We start from the raw sequence: 21,452 nt of genomic DNA on the forward strand, positions 1-21,452 counted from the left end.
ATGCAGAGTTCCAACAACGCGCAGGTCGATCCGGCAGACAATGTCACCGAGCTTGGCTACGTCGGGATCGGCGTGAGTGACCTGGCTGCCTGGCGCGAGTACGCGACTGCCATCGCCGGAATGGAAGCACGCGACGGCACCGCTGGCGGCTTCCAGCTCCGGCTGGACACCTGGCATCATCGGATTGACATACGGCACGACACTGCCGACGACATTCGCCACGTGGGCTGGCGCGTGCGCGATCAGGATGCGCTGGATGGCATGGCGCAGCGCCTGGAGCGGGCTGGGATGGCCTTTCGCCGCGGTACCGAGGAGGATTGCCAAGAGCGTCACGTCCTTGGCCTGCTGAAGCTGGCCGACCCGGCAGGAATCGACACCGAGATCTTCTTCGGGCCGGAGATCGAAAATCACCGGCCGTTCCACCCGGGCCGGCCGTTGCATGGCAAGTTTCTTACCGGCGAGCACGGCCTCGGCCACTGCTTCCTCTCGCAGCCGGACCCCGACGCGGCCTACGCTTTCTACAAGTTGCTCGGCATGCGCGGTGGCGTGGAATACATATTCGATGTTCCCGGTGGTCCGCCGAAGAAGCCGGTGTTCATGCATTGCAACAGACGGCAGCACACGGTGTCGTTCGGCCGCGGCTACCAAGGAAAGAAGCGTGTCAATCACCTGATGTTCGAATACACCAGCCTCGACGACCTGGGCAGGGCCCTCGACCTGGTGCAGGAAAAAGGCATTCCCATCGTCAGGCGGCTGGGGCGGCATTCCAACGATGGGGCCGTCAGCTTCTATTTCGCCAATCCGTCTGGGTGGGTCTGGGAACTCGGCTGGAACGGACGCGACGTGCCCGCCCAAGCGGAGCACTACCGCGGCGACTACTACGGCCACCAGACGGATGCCAAGGGCTTCGGCCTCTGAAAAACGGACGCGCTCAAAGAAGGGTTAATGCAATGGAAACGATCCAAGATCCACAGGTCTCGCAAGGCGCTCCCGCGCGACCGGCTTATGCTGACCTGATCCGCCCCGATGCCGTTCACAGCAGCCTGTATACGGATCCCCGCATCTTCGAGGACGAGATGACGCGGCTGTTCTCCCGTGGCTGGGTTTTTGTCGGGCATGATTCGGAGGTACCTCAAGCTGGGGACTTCGTGACACGCATGCTCGGCCTGGAGCCGGTCATCATGGTGCGCGCGAGCGACGGACAGGTCAACGTGCTGTCCAACCGGTGCTCCCACCGCGGCAACCTGCTCGTTCCGCTCGAACACGGCAAGGCGCGGGCGTTCACCTGCGACTACCACGCGTGGTCGTTCAGTCTTTCCGGCGACCTTATCGGCGTTCCGCTGAAGGGAGGGGAGGAAAAGGACCGGTCGACGCTCGGCCTGCGTAAACCGGCGAGAACCGAACTGTTTCATGGATTCGTGTTTGCCACCTTCGACGACGGTGCGCCACCGTTGCGCGAGCATCTCGGTGCGGCAGCCGACTTGATCGAACGGTCGGTTTTCCTGTCGCCGCAACGGAAGATCAAGCTGGGCGCCGGTTGGGTCAAGCAGCACTTCGCCTGCAACTGGAAGATGCTGCCGGAAAATGCGACAGACGGATACCACGCGCCCTTCACGCACGCATCTTTCCTGCGCACTTTCGCCAGCGACTCGCAGTACGAGATGCTCGCGCAGGGCGAAGATCAGCGCAAGTCGAAAGCCATCGACTGGGGAAACGGGCACGTCGCGCTGGAGCATGCCCCGTCTTACGAGGTGCCCCTGCGCTGGCTGGGTATCACCGAGGAAAAGGCGCCGGAGTATATGTCGGCGATGACGAGGGAATTCGGCGCCGACGAAGCGCGGCGCCGGCTTACGGACGGGCCGGCGCACGCGGCCGTGTTCCCCAACCTGTTCCTTGGCGAGATGAACATCGGCATCTTCCAGCCCGTGTCCGTGAATGAATGCGTGCTCTGGCACACGCCGATGCTGCTCGAAGGTGTGCCGCCCGAGCTGAACACCCGGATCATTCGTCAATCCGTCGCGGCCATGGGCCCGGCGTCTTTTCTTCTGGCCGACGACTCCATCATTTCGGAGCGGCAGCAGGTTGCCGCCGGTGGTCTGGGCGGCTGGCTCGATCTCAGCCGCGGAACAAGTCGGGAGGTGCGCAGCAGCGGGGCAGTGATCGGGCATATCAGCGACGAAACGACAAACCGCGGCTTCTGGTCGCACTATCTGCGGGCGATGCAGGCAGGGTGAGCCGGTGTTGATTCGCGCCATGCTCAGCCAGTGCGCGCAGAACTATCCGCGCAAGGCCGCATACCTCTGTGGGGCTCGTTCGGTGACATGGTCGGAACTCGATGCGCGCAGTTCTCGCCTGGCTGCCGTCCTCCATGAGGAAGGCATCGTGGCGGGCGAGGCGGTCGGCATCCTGGCGCTCGAAACGATCGAAGTCTACGAGCACCTGTACGCTTGTGCGAAGTTGGGCGCGGTGCGGGTCAGCCTGAACTGGCGGTTTTCCGCGCCCGAACTCACGCACATCTTGCACGACGCTCGTCTTCGCCTGCTATTCGTGCAGGCCGAACTGTTGGCCCAGGCGCAGCAAATTCAAGAGCAGCTGAAGTCGGCCGGTGTTCGGGTCATCGTCTTTGGCACCAGCGCAGTGGTATCGCCGTACGAGGAACGAATGGCCGGCGTCACCGGACGCGCAGAGCACATGGAATGGCCGGAACTTGAACCCGAACATCCTTTGCTCTACAGCTATACCTCCGGGACGACGGGCCGTCCCAAGGGCGCGATCATCAGCAACACTGCGGCTGCGCACGCGGTGCTTTCCGGGGTGATCGGTCGCGGATTCACCCACGACGACATCTATTACGTCTCTGCGCAGTCCGCGTGGATCGTGGTAATGATGACGATGTTCGGATTGGCGAACGGGATGACCCATGCCATTCCCGACGGTGCATTCGAAATCCACGCGTGCTTGAGAGACATCGAGCGACTCAAGGTCACCGCGGTCCTTTGGGTACCGACGATGATCAAGCGCGCTATCCACGCGAGCCGTGACTTTTCCTATGACCTTTCATCATTGCGGGTCATCATGTACGGCTCCTCGCCGGCATCCGCCGAGCTGGTCCGCGACGCCTACGCCACATTCGGTTGTGAGTTGACGCAGACGTATGGCATGACCGAAACATGCGGGGGCGTGACCCACCTTTCACCGGCAGATCACCGCCGCGCGATTGCCGCAGATGAGACGCTGCTCTCTTCCGTGGGAAGACCGAGCACTTTGTTCTCGCTCTCGCTGCGCTCCGACGAAGGCGTACCCGTGGCGCCCGGAGAGCCGGGGGAAATTTGGATCAGAGGCAAGCCGCTGATGACGGGGTACTTGAATCTGGCGGAAGAGAACGCAGCCGTGTTCGACGGTGACTGGTTCCGAACCAACGATATCGGGCGGATCGATGATGACGGCTATCTGTTCCTGATCGGTCGGCGCCAGTTCCAGATCAATACCGGAGCGGTGAAGGTCTATCCAACTGCGGTGGAAGAGGTCTTGTCCGGGCATCCTTCAGTGGCGGAAGTCTGCGTGCTTGGTGCGCAGCATCCCGAGTGGGGGGAAGCGGTGGTCGCTTTGATCGAACCGGCCAAGGCCGACTGCTCGGCAGCCGATCTCCTCGCCTATTGCGCCACGCGGATGAGCAAGGCAGCCTGTCCAAAAGCGTTTCTGTTGCGGTCCCCATTGGACCGTACCGCTACTGGCAAAGTGGACCGGCGCGCCGCGAGTGATTGGCTCTCCCGAAATGTCCATCTTCTCCCGTGGAAGCTTCAACCCGAGGATCACCTATGAAACGACGCTCGTTTGCTCTGCTCGCCGCTGCGGCAGCAGTTCCCTGGGCTCGGCACGGATGGGCCGACAATTATCCCAGCCGCCCCATTCGTGTCGTGACGCCAATCGCACCCGGGGGCTTAGCCGACCGGGTGACCCGCTTGTTTGCCCGGCACCTGAGCACGAGGGTGTCCCAGGCGGTGGTCGTTGAAAACAAGCCCGGGGGTGGCGGCGCGCTCGCCATGGACAGCGTAGCCAAGGCGCCAGGTGATGGCTACACCCTCGGCTTCACCTTCATCGGGCCAGCCGTTGTCAATCCCATTCTCTCCAAGTCCCTGCCGTATGAGCTCACAGACCTCGCGCCGCTTGCTCGCATCGCGGAGATTCACCCTTTCGTGCTCGTGGCTGCGCCAAACATCGACGCTCAAAGTCTCTCGGGTCTGATCAAAGTCGCCAACGGCCGCCCGCAGCCGATGTTCTACGGCTCCGCCGGCAATGCGTCGTTGTCGCACCTCACCATGGAATTGTTCTCCCGGGCAGCGGGCTTCAAGGTGCAACACGTGCCCTACAAAGGAGAATCGCCGATGGTGGTCGACCTGATGGCAGGCACCCTGGCCACAGCCTTCGTTTCGGTGGAAATCGCCGCCCCACTGGTGAAGTCGGGAAAGCTGAAGGCGATCGCGGTAGCGAACCGGCAGCGCTCGAGTCAGCTCCCCGACGTCCCCACCATTGCCGAAGCCGGCTACCCGGATTTCAGTGCCGCAGGGTTCTTCGGATTTGTCGCTTCGGCGAAGGTGCCCCGCACCATTGTCGAGCAGCTGAATGGGCACTTCAACGCCATTACCGACTCGCCGGAGGTCCGGGCCGACTTCGCCAGTTTCGGAATCGTGCCCGTGACGGAGTCGCCGCGGCAGTTCGGTGAGCTCCTGGCGCGGGAACACGATAAGTGGAGTCGGCTCGTTCGCGAAACCGGCATCACCAGTTAACAGAAGCAAGCGAAAGGAACACCAATCCATGACTACAGCTGTTTGTGAAGCGGTAGCCACGACCGGGGACATCTCGGACAAGGACCGGCAGGGCGTGCTCGCCTTCCTGTTCTCGGAGGCGAAGTATGCGGACGAATCACGCTACGACGAATGGGAAGGCCTCGTGGATCGGGACGAAATGCTTTACTGGGTGCCGATTGCGCACCCCCATCCGCATCCCGACCAGACGGCGTCATTGATCGCCGACAACCGCAGGCGCCTGGCCAACCGGATCGCCCAGCTGAAGACCGGCCGCCGTCTGGCCCAGCAACCGATCTCCCCCATGCGGCGGCACCTGTCCAACATCGAATTGGAGCGCATCTCCGGTACGGAGATGCGTGTCGGCTGCAACTTCGTGATTCACGAATTCCGGGCGCAATCCGTGCATCGCATGCACCTCTGGGCGGGTCGCTACGAGTACCGGCTCCGCCACCACGGTGACGATGGCTTTCGCATGTACTACAAGCGCGTGGATCTCGTCGATGCCAGCGCACCGATCCCGAGCCTCGCTTTCCTGATCTGACCGCCCCATGCTTCTGCCAAGAACGATGCTCTCGCGCGTCGCCCGTAATTTCGCAGGGCGTCACGCATATGTTTGTGGCCAAGTCTCCCGGACCTGGGGTGAAATGGAGCAGCGGTCGGAGCGCCTTGCCGGTGCCCTGGCCGCGCTGGGGCTGGCCGTCGGTGAGTCCGTCGCGATCCTGGGACAGGAGCGGCTTGAAATCTACGAACACTACTTCGCCTGCATGAAGCTTGGTCTGGTGCGCGTGGGCATCAACTGGCGCTACGCGCCGGCGGAGGTCGCGCATATCCTGGCGGATTCGGGCGCCCGTTGCGTACTCGTAGACGGCCGCAGCGAAGCGCTCCTGCGGGCGGCGCTGGCGTTTTCCGGGATCGAGGGGATCACCGTCATCGGCTATGGGGAACACTCGCAGCCGCTCGACTACGAGACGCTGCTTCGCCGCGCGCCAAGCGTCGCGCATCCGGCGCTGCAGCCTGCCGATCCGCTTGTCATCAGCTATACGTCCGGTTCGACCGGCGCCCCCAAAGGTGTCGTCCACAGCCACCGCAGCGTCGCCCTGATCATCCTGCAGGGCGCCGTTTCCCGCGGCCTCACTACCGACGACGTCTGGTACGGTGCCATCGCTTCTTCTTGGATGGCCTGCGTGCTGAACATGATCGGGCTCGCCAATGGCATGACCACGGTCGTGATGGACGGAGCTTTCGACATCGATCGCTTTGTGGATGAAGTGCAGCAGCATGAAGTGTCCGCCGCACTCCTGGTTCCCACACTGGCCGGACGGCTGTTGGACAAGTGCGCCGGAGCGCCCAGTGCCCTCGACAGCCTCCGTCTCCTGATGTATGGATCTTCTCCCGCTCCCCGAAGCCTCCTGGAGCGCATCATGGGAACGCTGCGCTGCCAGCTGATGCAAACCTACGGAATGACCGAAGGCGGCTGGGTGTCCCATCTGACACCCAAGGACCACCTTCGGGCCCTGGCCGGCGACGCACGGCTGCTGTCCTCGGCGGGGCGTGTCGGCGCCATGTACCAAATGTCCCTGCGAGACAACGACGGACGGGAGGTCCCGACCGGCGAAACGGGAGAAGTCTGGCTGCGCGGGGAAACGACGATGTTGGGTTACCGCAACCTGCCGAAGGAAACCGAAGAAGCGCTTGGCGGCGGTTGGCTGCATACCAACGACATCGGTCGGTTCGACGATGAGGGCTACCTTTATCTCGTGGATCGCAAGAAGTTCATGATCATCACCGGAGCAGTTAACGTATTTCCGGCGAGTGTCGAGGCAGTGCTTGCGGACCACCCCGACATTGCCGAAATCGCCGTGGTGGGGCTGCCGCATCCGGAATGGGGAGAGGCGGTCGTGGCCGTGGTAGTTGCGCGGAGCGGCCGGCCCGTTCCCGACGTCAAGGAGATTGGGGAATTTGCGCGCGATCGGCTAAGCAGAATGGAGTTGCCCAAGCACGTCTTTTCGATCGACGCCCTTCCGAGAACGGTGACGTCGAAAGTCGACAAGCGCGCGGTGTTGGCATGGGCTCGTGACCGCCAATCCGACCTGCCTTGGGGCGCAGCTTCGGCCCTGGAAAGGAGCGGCGCATGACGAAGTGCGCCACAGCGATCGCCGGCCTCGGCATGTCGCCCATGGCCCGCACCGACATCGGCTCGACGCGCGACCTGGCGATCGCCGCCGCCATCGCCTGCGTCGAAGACGCCGGTGTCGCTCTTCGGGACTTGCAGGGTCTCCTGGTCTGCCGCAGCCCTTCCAAACCGACTTCGGAGTTGCCGCTTCGGCTTCGCCTCGACCTCGGCCTGGGCGACCTCCGATTGCTCGGCGACCTGAACATGGAAGGCGCATCGTCGGTTGGCATCATCCAGGCTGCCTCCCTGCAGATCGCCAACGGGTTGGCCGACCTGGTGTTGTGCGTCTTTGGTGATTCGCCCCTCGGAGGCGCCACCCAGTCGGGCTCGGCGGCTTACAACCGGGTCATGAACCTCACAGGCATCGACGGAATGGAGGCACGCAGCGGCCTGTATGGTGCCGCCGGGCCCTACGCATTAGCCGCGCAGCGCTACCTGGCGCGGTACGCGTTGGCCCCCGATGCCCTCGGCTGCTACGCGGTGGCATGTCGGCGATGGGCGAGCCTCCACCCAAGTGCCTTTCTCCGCGAGCCTCTGGACATCGAAGGCTATCGTCAGTCTCGGATGATCGCGGAGCCTTTCCGCGTTCTCGACTGCGCTTACCCCGTCAATGGCGCCATTGCCGTGCTCGTTTGCTCGGCGGCGCGCGCACGCGACTTGCGGCAGCCACCGGTCTATGTTCACGCCTGCGGCCAAGGGCACGCAGGATTGCGACCCTTTGCCGGCGACGAACCCGAACTCGAGACCGGCGCGCGTCTTGCCGCTGAATCCTTGTGGCGCCAGGCACGCGTCACGTCCGCAGACGTCCAGATGGCGCAGCTCTACGACGCCTTTTCCTACGTGGGCTTGCAGGCGCTGGAGGACTACCAACTGTGCGGACGCGGCGAAGCGACGTCATTCGTCGCGTCCGGAGCCACATCTCCGGGCGGGACCTTGCCTGTGGCCACCGGAGGCGGGCATCTGTCAGGCTTCTATCTGCAGGGAATGACGCCGGTAGCCGAGGCGGTGGTCCAGGCGCGGGGACACGCCGGTGAACGCCAGAGCCCGCGCAACGAACTTATCCTGGTCACCGGCAACGGCGGACGAATGGACTACCACGCGGCGATGCTGCTGAGCCCGAAGGAGGCTTTATGAGCGGCCAGACCTACGGCCATCACACCGCCCACGAGCGCGCGTTCACCGATGGCTTGGCAAAGCGGCGCCTGCTGGTTGCAAAATGCCCTGTTTGCAGCAGCGTCTTGGCTTATACGCAGCGCCTGTGCCCCGATCACCCCCGAGCGGGCCTTGAATGGTGCACCGCCTCGGGCCAAGCGACGGTCCATACCTTCAGCATCTATCGCATCGGCTACGCGGACCGCGAGCCCCCCTATGCCGTTGCGATTGTGCAGTTGGACGAGGGCCCCCGATTATCGTGCGCCCTGCCCGCCGAGGAAGACTTGCGTGTCGGCATGCCGGTGTTCGCCGAATTCGACAGCGCTGGCTCACTAGTTTTCAGAACTCAACCCAGGAGAGATCAATGATCGACAGACGCACGTTTCTTGCAGGCGCTCTCGCCGCAAGCTCCCTCGCGGGTCCGGCCTCCGCCCAGGCCTTCCCGTCCAAACCCATCAAATTCGTTTGCCCTTTTCCCCCGGGCGCGGGCAGCGATGCCATCTCGCGTCAGACCACTGAGCGCATGTCCCGCAACCTCGGCCAAACCATCGTTGTCGAAAACCGGGCCGGAGCGGCGGGCAACATCGGGCTCGAATACCTGTCGAAGCAGGCCGCCGACGGATACTCGATCGGCCTCATCTCGACGAGCACGGCCATCCTGAATCCGCTGGTCTACAAGAGCCTCCCGTACAACGCGGAACGCGACTTTGTACCCATTGGCCTGATTTCCAGCTTGCCCTATATCCTGGTAGTGAACAACGACGTTCCGGCGCGAACACTGCCGGAACTCATCGCGCTGGCAAAGGCGCAACCCGGCAAGCTGGCGTTCGCGTCGCCAGGACTTGGACACGCATCGCACCTTGGCGGAGAGTTGCTCAAGGAACAGGCAGGCATCGACATGATCCACGTTCCATACCAGGGTTCCGGGCCCGCCACGACCGACCTGATCGGCGGGCGGACCACGATGCTGTTTGCTCTCCTCAGCGACTCGCTTCCTCTCCTGCAGGCGGGCAAGCTGCGCGCCATCGCCATCCCGACACGGCAACGCTCCCCGCTTGTGCCCCAAGTTCCGACCTTTGCCGAAGCGGGCATCGCCGACTTCGACATGACGGCATGGTTCGGCGTGGTCGGCGTTGCAGGCACGCCGCAGCCGGTGATTGCCCGGCTCAATGCCGCGTTGAACGAGGCGGTCCAGGATTCGACCATGCGCAAGTGGCTCGAAGGTGCGGGTCAGCAACCCTTGGGCGGCAGCACCGCCGAGTTCGCCAGGTTGATTCAGACCGAGCGCGATCGTTGGCGCCCGGTGGTCCGGAAGTCGGGAATCACCTTGTCATAGCGGCGCTTCGGGCTTCAGGAGCAGGGCCATCAGTCCTGCTCCAGCAGTGAACTACGGATGCTGACCTTGTCGATCTTGCCAGTGAACGTGCGCGGCAGTTCGAGGACGGTGAATAGTCGTTTGGGGATCTCCATGCGTGCGAGCTTTCCCTCGCAGAAGCTTCTCAGCCCGGCAAGGTCAATCTCCCCCCCTGGCACTACGACCACGACAGCAGCGACTGTCTCTCCCCAACGTTCGTCCGGCAGCCCGACCACGGCGACTTCGCTGATTGCGGGGTGTTCCGCTAGAACGGCCTCTACTGCCGAACCGTAGACGTTGACACCTCCGGTCACGATGAGAAAGTTTTTTCGGTCCTTCAGGAACAGATAGCCCGAATCATCAAGGTAGCCCATGTCGTGTGTGATTAGCCATCCGTCCGGCTTCAGCACACTTGCCGTCAGTTCGGGCAGGTTCAGATAGCCGCTCATTACGCAGGGGCCGCGCAGCCACAACGTTCCGATGCTTCCACTGGGGACCGGTTGCCCGTCCTCGTCGCGAATACTGGCTTCGAAGTGCGTGGCGATGGTGCCGGCCGATTCAAGCAGGGCGGGACGCTCAGCCAGCCCGGACACGTGGTCGCCATCACGCAGGTAGCTGACCCAAGTCGCCTCGGTCAGCCCGTACACCTGCACCATCCTGCAGCGCAGCTCTTCTTGAGCACGTCGCAGCAAGCGGGGCGAGATCGGACCCCCTCCATAGATGAGCGTGCGCAGAGACGACAAATCGTACGTCCCGTCGCGGCACTCATCGAGCATGCGCTGCAGGCTGGTCGGTACCAGCAGCGCAACAGAAACCCGAAGCCGCTCGATATCGCGCAAAAAAGCCTTGACCTCGAAAACACCGTCCGGGATGACCATCGTCACCCCGTTCGCGAGTCCACAGGAATTGCCGATCAAAACGATCCAGGAAGACTGATTCGGGCGATACCAGACGTCGTCCGCCGAAACTCCGGAAAACAGGGCGGTATAGAGGATCGCCTTGCGTACAGCACGCTCGCTCACCATGACGCCCTTGGGGAAACCGGTCGTCCCGGAGGTGTATGTGATCAGAACGGTTTCGTCGCCCGTGTACGGTACCGGCTCGCGCGCGGGTGATGTCGTCGAAAGAAGAGCTTCGTAATCCAGCAACTGCCCGTGCCCGTCGCCGAAGCCGACCACCTTGCAGCCAAGGGCTGCCAAAGTCGGTGCTAAAGCGGGCACTGATGCAGCGCAATGTGCATCCACCAGCAGCAGCTTGGGCCGACAGTCGACCAGAATATGCTGCATCTCGCGCACTGAGTAGCGCCAATTGATGCCTACGCGCATCGCACCCGCCTTGATGCAGCCGAACCAGTGCTCGTAGACCTCGATGCGCTCCTGCGACAGGATGGCCACCGCATCACCCCGACGAATGCCTAAATCGGCCAAAGCACTCGCAAAACGCGAAGACCGTTCGTCCACCTGCTTCCAGGTGGCCGTTCTCGTGCCTTGGACGAAAGCCGTCTTCAGGGGCAGGTTTCGCCCGCAGGCGGAAATCATTTCAGCAAGCGTGCTCATTGGAGTTCGCGTTCAACGAGTTGTTTTTCCACGTACAGGGAACGAGCGGTCGCGTCCAGCCCTTCATCCCTTCGGTCGCCCGTCCAGCCTTCGCATCAGATAAGGAAGGCGAGCGTGGGCACCGGCCGGGCGCCGTTGACGAGGATCACCTTCTTGAACGACATGCGCAGCGTTCCCTCGCGCCGCCGCAAGCGGTGAACGGTGCGTCCGGCCCAGATCGTCAAGGTGTCCAAGGATTGAAGCTGCATTTCGAAAAGTGCGAAGTTGGACTCCACCAAGTACTGGCCGTCTTCAAGACGACTTGTCACGATGTTCGAAATCAACCTTCGCATCTCCGACGGGGGCGTCTGGCTGTGCCGCGTGCCCGTCTTGAGTTGCCTGATGCGAGTCGCGAGGCGTGACCGGTTGTCGTTGATGATGGAGACGTCCCGGTTCGGAGACAGGTCCCCGCTCCCTCGCGGCACCCAATAGACCATGTCGTCCTCCACCAAGGACTCCCAGAGGTCGTAGCGCGACTCGTCCGCGTACTGTGCCTCGGTATAGAGGAAGGTCTCGATCTCCCGGCGCTCCAGTTCCGTAACCGTCGGGTGCGGCGTAAATGGTGCAAGACCTTCATTCATTGTCCGAGCCCCTCTTCCTTGGCGGGCTCGCCGACAGCCTGCGGAACGCAGCGAGACGCGAAAATCTTTCTGTAGTGGCGCCAGAAGCCACGTTGCGGCGTCTCGTCCGAGTAATGCGCAGTGCGGGTGCCATCGGGGCACACCTTTTCACGATCGATGCCACGACTGAGATCCATCCACACAGGCGCCTGGTCGATCGCCTTCCACTGTCGCTCCGATATCACCGCGTCGTCCGCCAAGAGAAAGGCCGAGGGACCGAGTGCGGCTTCACCGAGACGCAAGATGCGCTCATTGACTTCGGGCGGCACCCCTTTGAGGTAGAGGGGCGTGTGCCATTGAACCGTTCGATTGCAAGCAATTGGCTGGATCATCGTGACGGCAGTCTCAGCGATGAACAGATTTGGAAAGATGTAAGTGTGCGGTGGGCCTGCGCGCAACGCTTCGGTGCCCGCGGCCTGCCCATACGCGGCCACCATCAATGCCGTGTAGGCAGGATACCGGTCGGGCTCGACACCTAGCCAGACCAATGGCTTCGAATAGGTGGGGGCGTAGTCGATTTCGGCATGGCCTTCGCCCAGGTCGCGCGCCACGGCGTCCAGCTTCTCTTCCTTGGTCTGGAGTACGCCGTTGTACTTGTACTGCACCTTGATTCCGCGCGCGAACGAGTCATGCACGTAGTTGACGTGATAGCCATCCACATTGTTTTCAGCGAGCATCTTCCAGTTCGCCTGATAGAGGTGCTGGATCCACCCACCGAATAGATCGAGCTCGCCGACGGGGGACAGGCCTGCTGCGCGGTCGATTGCCCGTCGCGCGTTGCCCAAGTGTTGTTCGATCGTAGGTCCGTGCTCTGCGAAGGTCGCGAACACGAACCCCCGGTACCGCCCGACGCGGGCACGGCGCAGTGCGTGGACCGAGCGGTCCTGCTGAAAGCCGATCGGGAACGGCACGTCAAGCAAATCGCCGTTCAGCCCGAAGACCCAGCCGTGGTACTGGCAGGCGAAGTTGCGGCGATGCCCCCTTTCCTCCTGGCACAACAAATTTCCACGATGCGCGCAGCGATTTACCACGACGGCGATCTCATCCTGGGCCGATCGCGTCATGAGGACCGGGGTCGTGCCGATCACCCGCCGCACGTAATCTCCTCGGTTCGGGATCTCCGACTCGTGTCCGACAAAGACCCATGACCGGCCGTAGATCTCGCTCATTTCCTGCGAAAAAACTTCCGAATCGGTGTAAAGGCTACTGTGAACCGCAGTTTCGCGGATGAGCCCAGCCACGCCGGAGCCGTGCTGAGGTGAGGTGTGTTCGTGCATGGAGGCTCCAGGGCTGGGAGTCAGCTTGCGGTGGCGCCACCGGCGACGCTGAGGACCTGGCCAGTGATGAACGAGGATTCATCGGCAGCCAGAAAACAGATCGCGGCCGCGGCCTCGTCAGCGCGCCCGCGGCGTCGGAGTGGCGTATCCGCCAGCGCGCGGACGTACATTGCCTGCATTCGCTCGCGGTCCACATCGGTGGGCGGCGAGGGATTGCGGGGAATCACACGGTCCGCGTTGTCCATGGCTCCGGGGGCCACGCAGTTGATTCGCACCCCAGTGTCCGCCAGTTCCTGCGCCAAGCAGGCCGTCATGACGTGGACGCCCGCCTTGGCCGCCGCATAAGGAACGCGGAAGAGCCCACCGCGGGTCACCGCCGAACCGACGTTGACGATGGCTCCCCGTTGCTGGCGCAGCATGACCGGGATGACCTCCCGGCAACACCATAGTGTTGGCATCAAGGACCGGGAGATCTCCTGTTCGATCTGCACAGGCTCATATTCCCAGAACGGCTTGACGTGGATCGTTCCGCCGACGTTATGAACGGCCACATCAATGCGCCCGGCCTCCCGCAGGACTGTGTCCACCATGTCTCGCGCAGCACCGTAGGATTCGAGATCGGCCTGGACGAAACGGGCATCGCCCCCGCTTGCGTGAATCGCCTCGGCGGCCGCCCGCCCTTGGGCACCAGCTCGATCGACGAGGTAGACGCGTGCGCCTTCTCGAGCGAATCGTTCCGCAGCGGCGCGCCCGATCCCCTGCCCGGCACCCGTGACCACAACGACGTTTCCCTGAAACCTGGCTGCTGCAGGGCTCTGCATGTCGGGGTCGTTCACAGATGATAGAAGTCGAGCACCTGGTCGACCAGATCGTTCAGAACCCAAGTATGGGCCTGGACAATGCAAAGAGCGTCGTGCCTCCGCTCCAGCCAAATGGTCTTGCGGCCGTAGTAGGTGGTGGAAGCTCCGAAGCGAAAGCTGTGGGTCACCCAGTTGAACCGTGCCTCGATCCGCTCGCCCGCTGCCCGCACGATGGAAGGCGTGCGCATGTGGCAGGTACGCGGCATCGGCGTGCTTGCCGAGGATCTGCCCTTTTCGACTCGGAAGACCCGGTCTTCCAGCCCCGCGCGGGAATCGTAGTAGATGAGAGAGAGCTGAGTCTGCGGATCTGTGGTGTACCGGCCGAAATCGTCCGACGCCGGTACCCAGAATTCCACCTCCGGTGCGTACAGTCCGAGCCAGTCTCCGAAGCGTCCTTCGTCGAGGCAAAGCGCCTCCTGCTGGATAAATGTGTCGACATCGACTTGGAGTGCCAGCGTGCTCATCGGGATCCAGGCCGCATACGCTCGAGAAGCAGTTGCTGCCATGCGCCGTGCTGTTCGACGAAGAGACCCTCGTCGGCGATCTGACGGCCGCTGCGCCGGACTCCGGGAATTCCCGACGTCCTTGCAAGTTCGTCCGGACCGGGAATTTCATGCGCGGCGCCGCGCGAGAGATCGTTCCAGCGACGGCCTCTGGCTTGAAAGCCAATCTGGCAGGCCTGAAACTCAGCAAGATCGTCGGGAGTTGCCAGGCCAGACGGGTTGTAGAAGTCTTCGAATTGGCGGATTCGGCGCGCCCTTGCGGATGGTGCTTCGCCAACGGGCGCATAGCAGTACGTCGTGACCTCGGTTCGGTCGACAGCGATCGGACGGAATTGCCGGATATGAGAGCTCATCGAATCGATCAGGAAGAGATTGGGATAAAGGCCGAGATTGCGTGACCTCGAGAGCATCCAGTCGACGCGCTCGCCCGGCCAGCGCTCGCGCAACTGCGCATCCAGCACATGGTTCGGGCTGTCTTTCGGACTGGCGCGCTCGGACCACAGCATGACGTGGCCGTTGTCGAACGCGTAGAAACCGCCGGCACGTGCGCCCACGCCACCTGGCGTGATGGCACCAATCCTGTCGGTGGTGCGCGCCTTGCGCCGCTGCTGTACGGCAACGTAATTGGCATGCACTGTGGCAACGTGATAGCCGTCCGCGCCATTTTCCGCCTGCAGCTTCCAGTTCCCGTGGTAAATGTATGTGCATCGGCCGGGCACCATTTCGATCCCGTCGGGTGCCTGGTCAACGATCAGGTCGACGAACCAAGCCGCTCCTCCCAGGTGCTCCTCCAGCGGCGGGACATTGTCGACCAGGCTCCCAAAAATGAAGCCTCGATAACTCTCCACCCGCGGCACCCGCGTAAGCCCATAGGCACCGCGGTCGAACTGAGCGGGATATCCCGCAGATTTCTCGTCACGCACATCCAGCAGTTCTCCGGACGACGCATAGGACCACCCGTGAAACGGACAGGAAAACACGGGCCGTCTGCCAGCGCGATCCCGGCACAAGGTGGCGCCGCGGTGCGCGCAGGCGTTCAGGAACGCTCCGATCCGCCCGTGCCGGTCACGATTGAGGATGATGGGCTGACGGCCCATTGTCGTTGTGAGGTAATCGTTCGGCCGCGGGATCTGGCTTTCATGCGCCAGGTAAATCCATCCGCCCTCGAAAATGTGCTCCATCTCAAGGTCGAACAATGCGGGATCCGTGAAGGCCCTGCGGTCGATGCCATGCTGACCCCGGGTCACGTCTTCCAGCAGCAGCTGGGAGATGCGGTCAGCCTTCACGTCCTAGTCTTTCTTGATCTTCAATTGAGCAAACAGCGCCTTGTTGCGGGCGTAATCCTCTTGGATGCGCTTCGCGAATTCCGCCATGCCTGCTGTGCGACGCTCGAATCCACGCGCCGCCACGCGCTCGACGAATGACTTGTTTTGCTGTGCCGCGAGCACATCGCCCTCGATCTTTTCCAGAATGGCGGCGGGCGTCCCGCTGCGCGCAACAAGTCCCATCCACAAGCCGACGTCAAACCCGGGGTACCCAAGTTCAGGCATGCATGGCACATCCGGCAGCAATGACACGCGTTCCAGTCCGCCGACAGCCAAAGGTATCAACTTCCCGGACCGAATCAGCGGCAGGGAGGACGGGATGGTGTCCCACATCACTGGCACCTGCCCGCCGACCAGTGCCGGCAATGCATCTCCGCTGCCCTTGTAGGGAATATGGTTCAGCTCGATTCCTGCGGCACGCTGCATGCGCTCCATCGCGATGTGCAGTCCCGCGCCGATCCCATTGGACGCATAGTCGAGCGCACCGGGGCGCGCTTTCGCAGCAGTGACGAACTCCGAAAACGTCTTGAAGCCCGAGGCCGCGCTGGCCACCAGAATCAGCGGAATCGCCCCGACGATGGCGACCGGCTTGATGTCGGCCAATGGATCGTACGGGAGCTTCTGCCGAAGGAAGGGAAGTACCACGATGGGGGTGTCGGTCGCCAACATCAGCGTGTAGCCGTCTGCCGGCGAGCGAATGAGTTGCTCAACCGCAGGAAGTGACGCCGCACCGGGCTTGTTTTCGGTCACGACGGCCTGCTTCCACCGGTCCTGCAGTGCGCCTGCGATTTCGCGCGTCATCATGTCCGTGGGCCCGCCCGGCGGAAAGCCCACGACGATCCGAACCGGTCTCGAGGGAAACTCCTCCGCCCTGACCCACGGGGCCACCATGCCTGCCGCCAAGAGAGTGCCGAACTTCCGGCGATCGAACTGTCGCAGATTCATTGCGCCTTCTCCATTGGATGTGCGGAGCCGGCGACGACCACACCTTCCGCGTCCGCTTCGCTGAGGAAAGATTCCACCAACTCCACAAAGCGGGCGGTTTGTTCGATCTGCGTCCAGTGACCGCATCGGGAAAAAACGTGCAGTTGCGATCGCGGAATCAGCGACAGCAGTTTCAATGAGGTCGCCATCGGTATCACCCGGTCGTCGCGCCCGTGCACCAGGAGCGTTTCGTGAGGCAATGCCGCAATGGCTTCTTCCGGACTGGCAAGAGCATCGATCCACTGCTGGCGAGGGGCTGGGAACATCGACGCATACGACTCCTGCGCGCCGGGGCGGATGCTGGCTTCGTAGCGGATCCGCGCGAGCTCGTCGCTCGCGAGGCGGCGATCGTACGCGAAGTAATCCATGATTCGCCGCATGACTTGGACATCCGGACGGTACCCCCAGATCTCATCGAGTGCCGGCGTCAGCTCAAACTTCACGCCTACGGAACCCATCAGCACAAGCCGTCTAACCCGGCTCGGATGTCGAATCGCGGTCGCGAGCGCCACGGCTCCGCCGAACGAGTTTCCCACCAGGTCGGTTCTCTCGATCGAAAGCGCATCCAAGAATTCGATCAGCTGGCGGACCCAGAGGTCCAGCTCATACTTTGTCCCCGGCTTCCGCTCGGTGTAGCCGAAACCTGCCATGTCGGGCGCGAGAACACGTCGGCTACGTGCGAGCGCGGGCATCACCGGGCGCCAGTTGGCGTAAGCGCTGACGCCCGGCCCTGAGCCATGCACGAACAGTACGGGGGGGCCATCGCCATGATCGTGGTAGTTGGTGTCCAGTCCTGCGGCGTTGATGCGCTTGTGAATTTCAGGGTTCGCCTGTGCGGCGGCCTGTGCTCCGCCATTCCATGTGGTGCTCACTGCTTTCTCCATTCGAGCGTGGCGGACACCGGCACGCCCTGAACCATTCGCACCGCCGCCTCCAGGACGAGCAAGCCGCTGCCGACGGTGGGCCGCCGGACCTGCGCGTCGCCAACCCAGTTCGGATAGCTAGCACAATCGATTTGATGGATCACTTCGTCGTCCCGCAGCTCATATCGGCCGCTGTAGCCCATGTAGCCCTCGAACGCCGCCACCTTTTCGCTAGCTGAGGCGGTGACGAAGTCTCCTGTCGTCATCCGCGGGCGCTCGCCGCGCATGATGTTCACCGAAAGCCAACCGTCTGCCGTATAGATCAGTCTGCCCACGGGCCTGTCGCCCATGGGCAGCACCACCTGCTCACCGCGGAACTGCCGCCACGAGACGAGGGACCACACGCCGACGAGATCGGATCGCCCCCATCCGCGTTGAACGTCTCCTCTCATAGGTGTCGGTGTCCCCACACACTGGTGACATCGTAGGTGGCGACCGGCCAGTCTTCTTCGTTTTGAACGGAGACACCACCCCAGCCGTACTCGACCTGCACGCCGGAGGGGGTGGCCATGTAGAAGGAAATCATCCGGTCATTGACGTGCCGCCCGAGCGAACGAGTTTGCCGAAGGCCCGAGGCCGGTACCCGGTCCAGCGCCCGGCCCACGTCGTCCAGATCGCGGCACTCGAGCATGAAATGGAGCAGTCGCTTCGGGACCGGGAGAGTGCCAAACGCGATGGAATGATGGCGCGCGTTCCCTCTCATGAACGTGAACTTTGCATCGACACCGTTGTATGACGTCTTCACTTGGTCGCTCACACGCAGCCCCAGTACTTCGCTGCAAAAGCGCTCATAGACTTCGGGATTCTTCACGCGAAGCAAAACGTGCCCTAGCCCCTGGTCGCCGGTCTTGAAACCTGCATGGCCCAGCGGCGGCGCAAACGGGGCTTGAGGGCGGTAGACGCTGGCGTAGCAGAATTCGAACGTCAGGCCTTCAGGGTCCTCGGTGCGCATCAAGGCGGCCACGCCTCGCGCGGCTGCGGCCTCAGCACTTTCGTGCTGGACTGAGTACCCGGCTTGCTCGAGGGCGGCACCAACGGCTTCGAACTCCTCGCGACTGTCTGCTTCGAAGCCGAGCACAACGACGTCGTCCTGGTCACCGCTGCGCAACGCAATCCGGAATACTCGGTCGTCGATGCGCAACTGGAGGCGACCAGAGCTGGGCTCTCCGACGACCTGCAGGCAAAGAACCTCTTCGGCGAACCGGCGCCAAGCCGACAGATCGGACGCTTCGAGCTCGATGTACGCAAGTCGCAAGTTTCTAGTGTGGGGGGAAGAAGCCATGTGCACCTTGATTATCGATATTTTCGATAATCTCGATAGATCGACGTTCATGGAAAACCCTAGCCTCTGTGGCGGGTCTTTCAGTCTGGAGCGGCCACCGGAAGGTCGCGCGACGGCCGCCGACGAAGCGTTACCGTCTTGCCGAACGTACGCCGCGTGTTCCCCGTCGCAAACCCTCAGGGCAGAAGGCCCGCAGTCCGGATCACCAGCAAGGCCCGGTGAATATGAATCGTCAACAGCGCACAGGCCGTCTCCGCATTCCGAGCAAGTGCCGCTTCGAAGATCCCTGTGTGCTCGCTGTGCACCTCGATCGGCGGCGGCCCTTGGGTAGCGGCAATCCGGCGATAGCGCTCCGACTGCTGGTAAAGCATCAGTCGCATGCGCTGAACCCAACGCGAGCGGCAAGCAGCTGTCAAAGCCTCGTGGAACCGGCGGTTGCACTGCTCCCATTCGTCGAAGCTGCCACCGGGGTCCGTCCGCAACCGCTCTTCGGCGCGCGTCAGGCGGTGAAAGGCGCCGACCAGATTCGCTTCCCAATCGTCCTTTCCCAACAGAATGCTGTCGCGAACTGCCTCTGTCTCCAGCAACACCCGCACGCGCGTCAGATCTTCCAGATCGGCCAACGAGACCGATGTGACCCGAAAGCCTCGCTGGCCTTGGGCGACGACAAGCGCATCGGAGACCAGCAGCGCCAGCGCTTCGCGCATGGTCCCCGAGCTGACCTGGTAGGAAGACTTGAGATGATCGACACGCAGCTTCTGCCCGGGCTGCAGCCGGCCTCCAACGATATCGTGGCGCAGCTTTGTGTACGTCGCCCCAATCAGCGTTCGAGGACTTTCATCCTCTGCCTGTTCCACCATGGAGTCGGCGGCTTGGTTCATTTGCAAGGGAAGTCGCCTCTGAAGAAGGCGCGACTCCGAGTGTAGCCCGCGAAACACCCCGCGACACCGACGGCAATTCGTCGCGCCCCGCCGTTACTGCACCACGGGACGGACCAGCCTCTGCAGAAGGAATCGACCCTCAGGATTCCCCCTCTTCATCGAGGTCGGCGAAGATGGCCTCGCCTTCGACAACCACAGGATAGGTCCGCAGGGGGTCCGTACAGGGAAAGCGGGTGGCCTGCCCTGTGCGTATGTCGAATCGCCCGGCGTGGAAGGGACATTCGACCTCGGAGCCGCAAACATCGCCCTCGCTCAGAGAGGCATTCCCATGGGTACAGGTGTCGTCCAGGAGAAAAAATTCTTCAGCGATCCGGAACAGCACCAGCGGCGGCATGCCCTCGAGCCGCACGAGCTTGGACTTGCCGGATTCCACCTCCCAGATTTCGCCGATGAAGACCCGGTTCTTGTCTGCCATGGTGCGCCAGATCTCTCAATTCGGCTTGATTCCGCGTTCACGGATGATCTTTCCCCACAGTGCAGCCTCTTTAGCCATGTGCGCCTGGAGCTGCTCCGGCGTGCTTGAAATCGGCGTGATTCCGACGGCCATCAGCTTCTGCCGCAATTCTGGATCAGCCGTCGCTTTAATGAAGGCATCCCGCACCATGGCGACGATCTCCGGCGGGGTTCCCGCCCGCATCGTGAATGCCAGCCAGGCGTTCGCTTCGAAGTCCTTCAACCCGGGCTCCACCGCCGCAGACTCGGCGACGGTCGGCACGTCTGGGTAGGCAGAAATGCGCTCGCGTCCGGCCGTCGCGATGATGCGCAGCGCTCCGGACTGGACGTGAGGCGTGGCCGACGCCCGATCCAGGAACATCATGCCCACCTGGCCCGCCAGCACGTCCTGCAACGCTGGATTCCCACCCTTGTAGAGCACGGGGACCAGCTTGAGGTTCGCTGCGTGGGCAAATAGTTGCATCGCCATGGTGTGCGTCGAGGAAGTGCCCGGGGCCGCGTAATTCAACCCTGTAGGCGCTGCTTTGGCCGCGGCGATGATGTCCGCCACAGTGCGAACGGGCATGACCTTCGGATTGACGACCAGGACGAAATCGTAGATGGCAATCAGCGACACCGGCGCCAGATCGCGCATGGGATCGTACTGGAGGTTGTCGTACAGGCTTGGGTTCAAGGCGTACATGCCCCGGTCCCCCAGCAGGAATGCGTAGCCATCTGCAGGCAGATTCTTCGCCACCGCCACCGCAGCGATCGAGCCGCCCGCACCCGGACGGCTGTCCACGACGACCGGTTGACCCAAGACTGCGCCCATCTTCGGCGCGATCTGCCGAGCGAAATAATCCGTGCCGCCGCCCGGCGGGTATAACGTGACCATCTTGATCGGCTTGTCGGGGTAGCCCGGCGGTGGGGCCGCAGGGCATGCAAGGTGTACGGCGGCCGCACAAGAAAAGACCAAGGCACGCGCAAGGTAGCGAAACGACATTTCAGGTCTCCAGGGTCAGGGAACTGGACGGCAATCGTTGTCAGGGCTCGCGCTCGGCGCAACTAACAACTCGATATTCATGCAAAACATCGAGATTATTAAATAAAAGCTCCGTGGAATCCCGGGTTATCCCGCACTGCGGTTCGGAATTTGGTCGGATGGGATCCGAGCATCGGCGGCGATGAATGTCAACCGCCGGCCATAGCTCATGGGACCCAGA

General features: G+C 62.7%; 22 protein-coding genes. 9 read left to right on the top strand and 13 right to left on the bottom strand.

Annotated features, from left to right (window positions below; all coding sequences use genetic code 11):
* The 9 genes from H8R02_RS00915 to H8R02_RS00955 are packed head-to-tail and all read left to right on the top strand — an operon-like array spanning window position 1 to window position 9,469.
* The gene (locus tag H8R02_RS00915; protein WP_187079469.1) at window positions 1-918 is read left to right on the top strand and encodes a VOC family protein; all 918 of its coding nucleotides are present in this window, start codon (window positions 1-3) and stop codon (window positions 916-918) included.
* A gap of 32 nt (window positions 919-950) precedes the next feature.
* Window positions 951-2,234 carry an aromatic ring-hydroxylating oxygenase subunit alpha gene (locus tag H8R02_RS00920; RefSeq protein ID WP_187079470.1) on the top strand — a complete coding sequence of 428 codons (1,284 nt, stop codon included), beginning with the start codon at window positions 951-953 and terminating at the stop codon, window positions 2,232-2,234.
* A 4-nt stretch (window positions 2,235-2,238) separates the two neighbouring features.
* Complete coding sequence (locus tag H8R02_RS00925) at window positions 2,239-3,822, top strand: class I adenylate-forming enzyme family protein (protein WP_187079471.1); 1,584 nt, start codon at window positions 2,239-2,241, stop codon at window positions 3,820-3,822.
* Window positions 3,819-4,787 carry a Bug family tripartite tricarboxylate transporter substrate binding protein gene (locus H8R02_RS00930; RefSeq protein WP_187079472.1) on the top strand — a complete coding sequence of 323 codons (969 nt, stop codon included), beginning with the start codon at window positions 3,819-3,821 and terminating at the stop codon, window positions 4,785-4,787. The genes H8R02_RS00925 and H8R02_RS00930 overlap by 4 nt, the downstream gene beginning before the upstream one ends.
* 28 nt (window positions 4,788-4,815) lie before the next feature.
* Window positions 4,816-5,349 carry an aromatic-ring-hydroxylating dioxygenase subunit beta gene (locus H8R02_RS00935; protein ID WP_187079473.1) on the top strand — a complete coding sequence of 178 codons (534 nt, stop codon included), beginning with the start codon at window positions 4,816-4,818 and terminating at the stop codon, window positions 5,347-5,349.
* A 25-nt stretch (window positions 5,350-5,374) separates the two neighbouring features.
* The gene (locus H8R02_RS00940; RefSeq protein ID WP_187079474.1) at window positions 5,375-6,943 is read left to right on the top strand and encodes a class I adenylate-forming enzyme family protein; all 1,569 of its coding nucleotides are present in this window, start codon (window positions 5,375-5,377) and stop codon (window positions 6,941-6,943) included.
* Window positions 6,940-8,115 carry a thiolase family protein gene (locus H8R02_RS00945; RefSeq protein WP_187079475.1) on the top strand — a complete coding sequence of 392 codons (1,176 nt, stop codon included), beginning with the start codon at window positions 6,940-6,942 and terminating at the stop codon, window positions 8,113-8,115. Before H8R02_RS00940 ends, H8R02_RS00945 begins: the two co-directional genes overlap by 4 nt.
* On the top strand, window positions 8,112-8,501 hold the full coding sequence (locus H8R02_RS00950) for a Zn-ribbon domain-containing OB-fold protein (protein WP_187079476.1): 390 nt from the start codon (window positions 8,112-8,114) through the stop codon (window positions 8,499-8,501). The genes H8R02_RS00945 and H8R02_RS00950 overlap by 4 nt, the downstream gene beginning before the upstream one ends.
* Complete coding sequence (locus H8R02_RS00955; protein WP_187079477.1) at window positions 8,498-9,469, top strand: Bug family tripartite tricarboxylate transporter substrate binding protein; 972 nt, start codon at window positions 8,498-8,500, stop codon at window positions 9,467-9,469. The genes H8R02_RS00950 and H8R02_RS00955 overlap by 4 nt, the downstream gene beginning before the upstream one ends.
* A gap of 29 nt (window positions 9,470-9,498) precedes the next feature.
* On the opposite strand, the gene H8R02_RS00960 is transcribed toward H8R02_RS00955, so the two are convergent.
* The 13 genes from H8R02_RS00960 to H8R02_RS01020 form a co-directional block, all read right to left on the bottom strand.
* Entirely contained in the window at window positions 9,499-11,043 is a 1,545-nt protein-coding gene (locus H8R02_RS00960) for a class I adenylate-forming enzyme family protein (protein ID WP_187079478.1), read from the bottom strand.
* A 95-nt stretch (window positions 11,044-11,138) separates the two neighbouring features.
* Window positions 11,139-11,663 carry an aromatic-ring-hydroxylating dioxygenase subunit beta gene (locus H8R02_RS00965; protein WP_187079479.1) on the bottom strand — a complete coding sequence of 175 codons (525 nt, stop codon included), beginning with the start codon at window positions 11,661-11,663 and terminating at the stop codon, window positions 11,139-11,141.
* Window positions 11,660-12,979 carry an aromatic ring-hydroxylating oxygenase subunit alpha gene (locus tag H8R02_RS00970; protein ID WP_187079480.1) on the bottom strand — a complete coding sequence of 440 codons (1,320 nt, stop codon included), beginning with the start codon at window positions 12,977-12,979 and terminating at the stop codon, window positions 11,660-11,662. The genes H8R02_RS00965 and H8R02_RS00970 overlap by 4 nt, the downstream gene beginning before the upstream one ends.
* A 20-nt stretch (window positions 12,980-12,999) precedes the next feature.
* A complete protein-coding gene (locus tag H8R02_RS00975; RefSeq protein ID WP_187080560.1) occupies window positions 13,000-13,800 on the bottom strand; it encodes an SDR family NAD(P)-dependent oxidoreductase in 801 nt (266 codons plus the stop codon).
* Window positions 13,801-13,811: 11 nt separating this feature from the next.
* The gene (locus H8R02_RS00980) at window positions 13,812-14,303 is read right to left on the bottom strand and encodes an aromatic-ring-hydroxylating dioxygenase subunit beta (RefSeq protein ID WP_187079481.1); all 492 of its coding nucleotides are present in this window, start codon (window positions 14,301-14,303) and stop codon (window positions 13,812-13,814) included.
* Window positions 14,300-15,628: an SRPBCC family protein gene (locus tag H8R02_RS00985; RefSeq protein ID WP_354004853.1), complete on the bottom strand. Its 1,329-nt coding sequence runs from the start codon at window positions 15,626-15,628 to the stop codon at window positions 14,300-14,302. The genes H8R02_RS00980 and H8R02_RS00985 overlap by 4 nt, the downstream gene beginning before the upstream one ends.
* A gap of 3 nt (window positions 15,629-15,631) precedes the next feature.
* Window positions 15,632-16,612 carry a Bug family tripartite tricarboxylate transporter substrate binding protein gene (locus tag H8R02_RS00990; protein ID WP_187079482.1) on the bottom strand — a complete coding sequence of 327 codons (981 nt, stop codon included), beginning with the start codon at window positions 16,610-16,612 and terminating at the stop codon, window positions 15,632-15,634.
* On the bottom strand, window positions 16,609-17,523 hold the full coding sequence (locus tag H8R02_RS00995; protein ID WP_354004854.1) for an alpha/beta fold hydrolase: 915 nt from the start codon (window positions 17,521-17,523) through the stop codon (window positions 16,609-16,611). Before H8R02_RS00995 ends, H8R02_RS00990 begins: the two co-directional genes overlap by 4 nt.
* Window positions 17,520-17,918: a lipocalin-like domain-containing protein gene (locus tag H8R02_RS01000; protein ID WP_187079484.1), complete on the bottom strand. Its 399-nt coding sequence runs from the start codon at window positions 17,916-17,918 to the stop codon at window positions 17,520-17,522. Before H8R02_RS01000 ends, H8R02_RS00995 begins: the two co-directional genes overlap by 4 nt.
* A 44-nt stretch (window positions 17,919-17,962) precedes the next feature.
* Complete coding sequence (locus H8R02_RS01005) at window positions 17,963-18,829, bottom strand: VOC family protein (RefSeq protein ID WP_222622296.1); 867 nt, start codon at window positions 18,827-18,829, stop codon at window positions 17,963-17,965.
* Between the two features lie 203 nt (window positions 18,830-19,032).
* The gene (locus tag H8R02_RS01010; RefSeq protein ID WP_187079485.1) at window positions 19,033-19,737 is read right to left on the bottom strand and encodes a GntR family transcriptional regulator; all 705 of its coding nucleotides are present in this window, start codon (window positions 19,735-19,737) and stop codon (window positions 19,033-19,035) included.
* 139 nt (window positions 19,738-19,876) lie between these two features.
* Entirely contained in the window at window positions 19,877-20,212 is a 336-nt protein-coding gene (locus H8R02_RS01015) for a non-heme iron oxygenase ferredoxin subunit (protein WP_187079486.1), read from the bottom strand.
* A gap of 15 nt (window positions 20,213-20,227) precedes the next feature.
* A complete protein-coding gene (locus tag H8R02_RS01020) occupies window positions 20,228-21,232 on the bottom strand; it encodes a Bug family tripartite tricarboxylate transporter substrate binding protein (protein ID WP_187079487.1) in 1,005 nt (334 codons plus the stop codon).
* Window positions 21,233-21,452 lie beyond the last annotated feature (220 nt).

This window comes from Ramlibacter albus (assembly GCF_014297445.1).
GTDB classification, from domain to species: Bacteria; Pseudomonadota; Gammaproteobacteria; order Burkholderiales; family Burkholderiaceae_C; genus Ramlibacter; species Ramlibacter albus.

Bases quoted from the DNA above. Each gene is read 5' to 3' on its own strand.
- H8R02_RS00915 (WP_187079469.1), top strand. From the start codon at position 1: ATGCAGAGTTCCAACAACGCGCAGGTCGATCCGGCAGACAATGTCACC.
- H8R02_RS00920 (WP_187079470.1), top strand. From the start codon at position 951: ATGGAAACGATCCAAGATCCACAGGTCTCGCAAGGCGCTCCCGCGCGA.
- H8R02_RS00930 (WP_187079472.1), top strand. From the start codon at position 3,819: ATGAAACGACGCTCGTTTGCTCTGCTCGCCGCTGCGGCAGCAGTTCCC.
- H8R02_RS00935 (WP_187079473.1), top strand. From the start codon at position 4,816: ATGACTACAGCTGTTTGTGAAGCGGTAGCCACGACCGGGGACATCTCG.
- H8R02_RS00940 (WP_187079474.1), top strand. From the start codon at position 5,375: ATGCTCTCGCGCGTCGCCCGTAATTTCGCAGGGCGTCACGCATATGTT.
- H8R02_RS00945 (WP_187079475.1), top strand. From the start codon at position 6,940: ATGACGAAGTGCGCCACAGCGATCGCCGGCCTCGGCATGTCGCCCATG.
- H8R02_RS00950 (WP_187079476.1), top strand. From the start codon at position 8,112: ATGAGCGGCCAGACCTACGGCCATCACACCGCCCACGAGCGCGCGTTC.
- H8R02_RS00955 (WP_187079477.1), top strand. From the start codon at position 8,498: ATGATCGACAGACGCACGTTTCTTGCAGGCGCTCTCGCCGCAAGCTCC.
- H8R02_RS00960 (WP_187079478.1), bottom strand. From the start codon at position 11,043: ATGAGCACGCTTGCTGAAATGATTTCCGCCTGCGGGCGAAACCTGCCC.
- H8R02_RS00965 (WP_187079479.1), bottom strand. From the start codon at position 11,663: ATGAATGAAGGTCTTGCACCATTTACGCCGCACCCGACGGTTACGGAA.
- H8R02_RS00970 (WP_187079480.1), bottom strand. From the start codon at position 12,979: ATGCACGAACACACCTCACCTCAGCACGGCTCCGGCGTGGCTGGGCTC.
- H8R02_RS00975 (WP_187080560.1), bottom strand. From the start codon at position 13,800: ATGCAGAGCCCTGCAGCAGCCAGGTTTCAGGGAAACGTCGTTGTGGTC.
- H8R02_RS00980 (WP_187079481.1), bottom strand. From the start codon at position 14,303: ATGAGCACGCTGGCACTCCAAGTCGATGTCGACACATTTATCCAGCAG.
- H8R02_RS00990 (WP_187079482.1), bottom strand. From the start codon at position 16,612: ATGAATCTGCGACAGTTCGATCGCCGGAAGTTCGGCACTCTCTTGGCG.
- H8R02_RS01010 (WP_187079485.1), bottom strand. From the start codon at position 19,737: ATGAACCAAGCCGCCGACTCCATGGTGGAACAGGCAGAGGATGAAAGT.
- H8R02_RS01015 (WP_187079486.1), bottom strand. From the start codon at position 20,212: ATGGCAGACAAGAACCGGGTCTTCATCGGCGAAATCTGGGAGGTGGAA.
- H8R02_RS01020 (WP_187079487.1), bottom strand. From the start codon at position 21,232: ATGTCGTTTCGCTACCTTGCGCGTGCCTTGGTCTTTTCTTGTGCGGCC.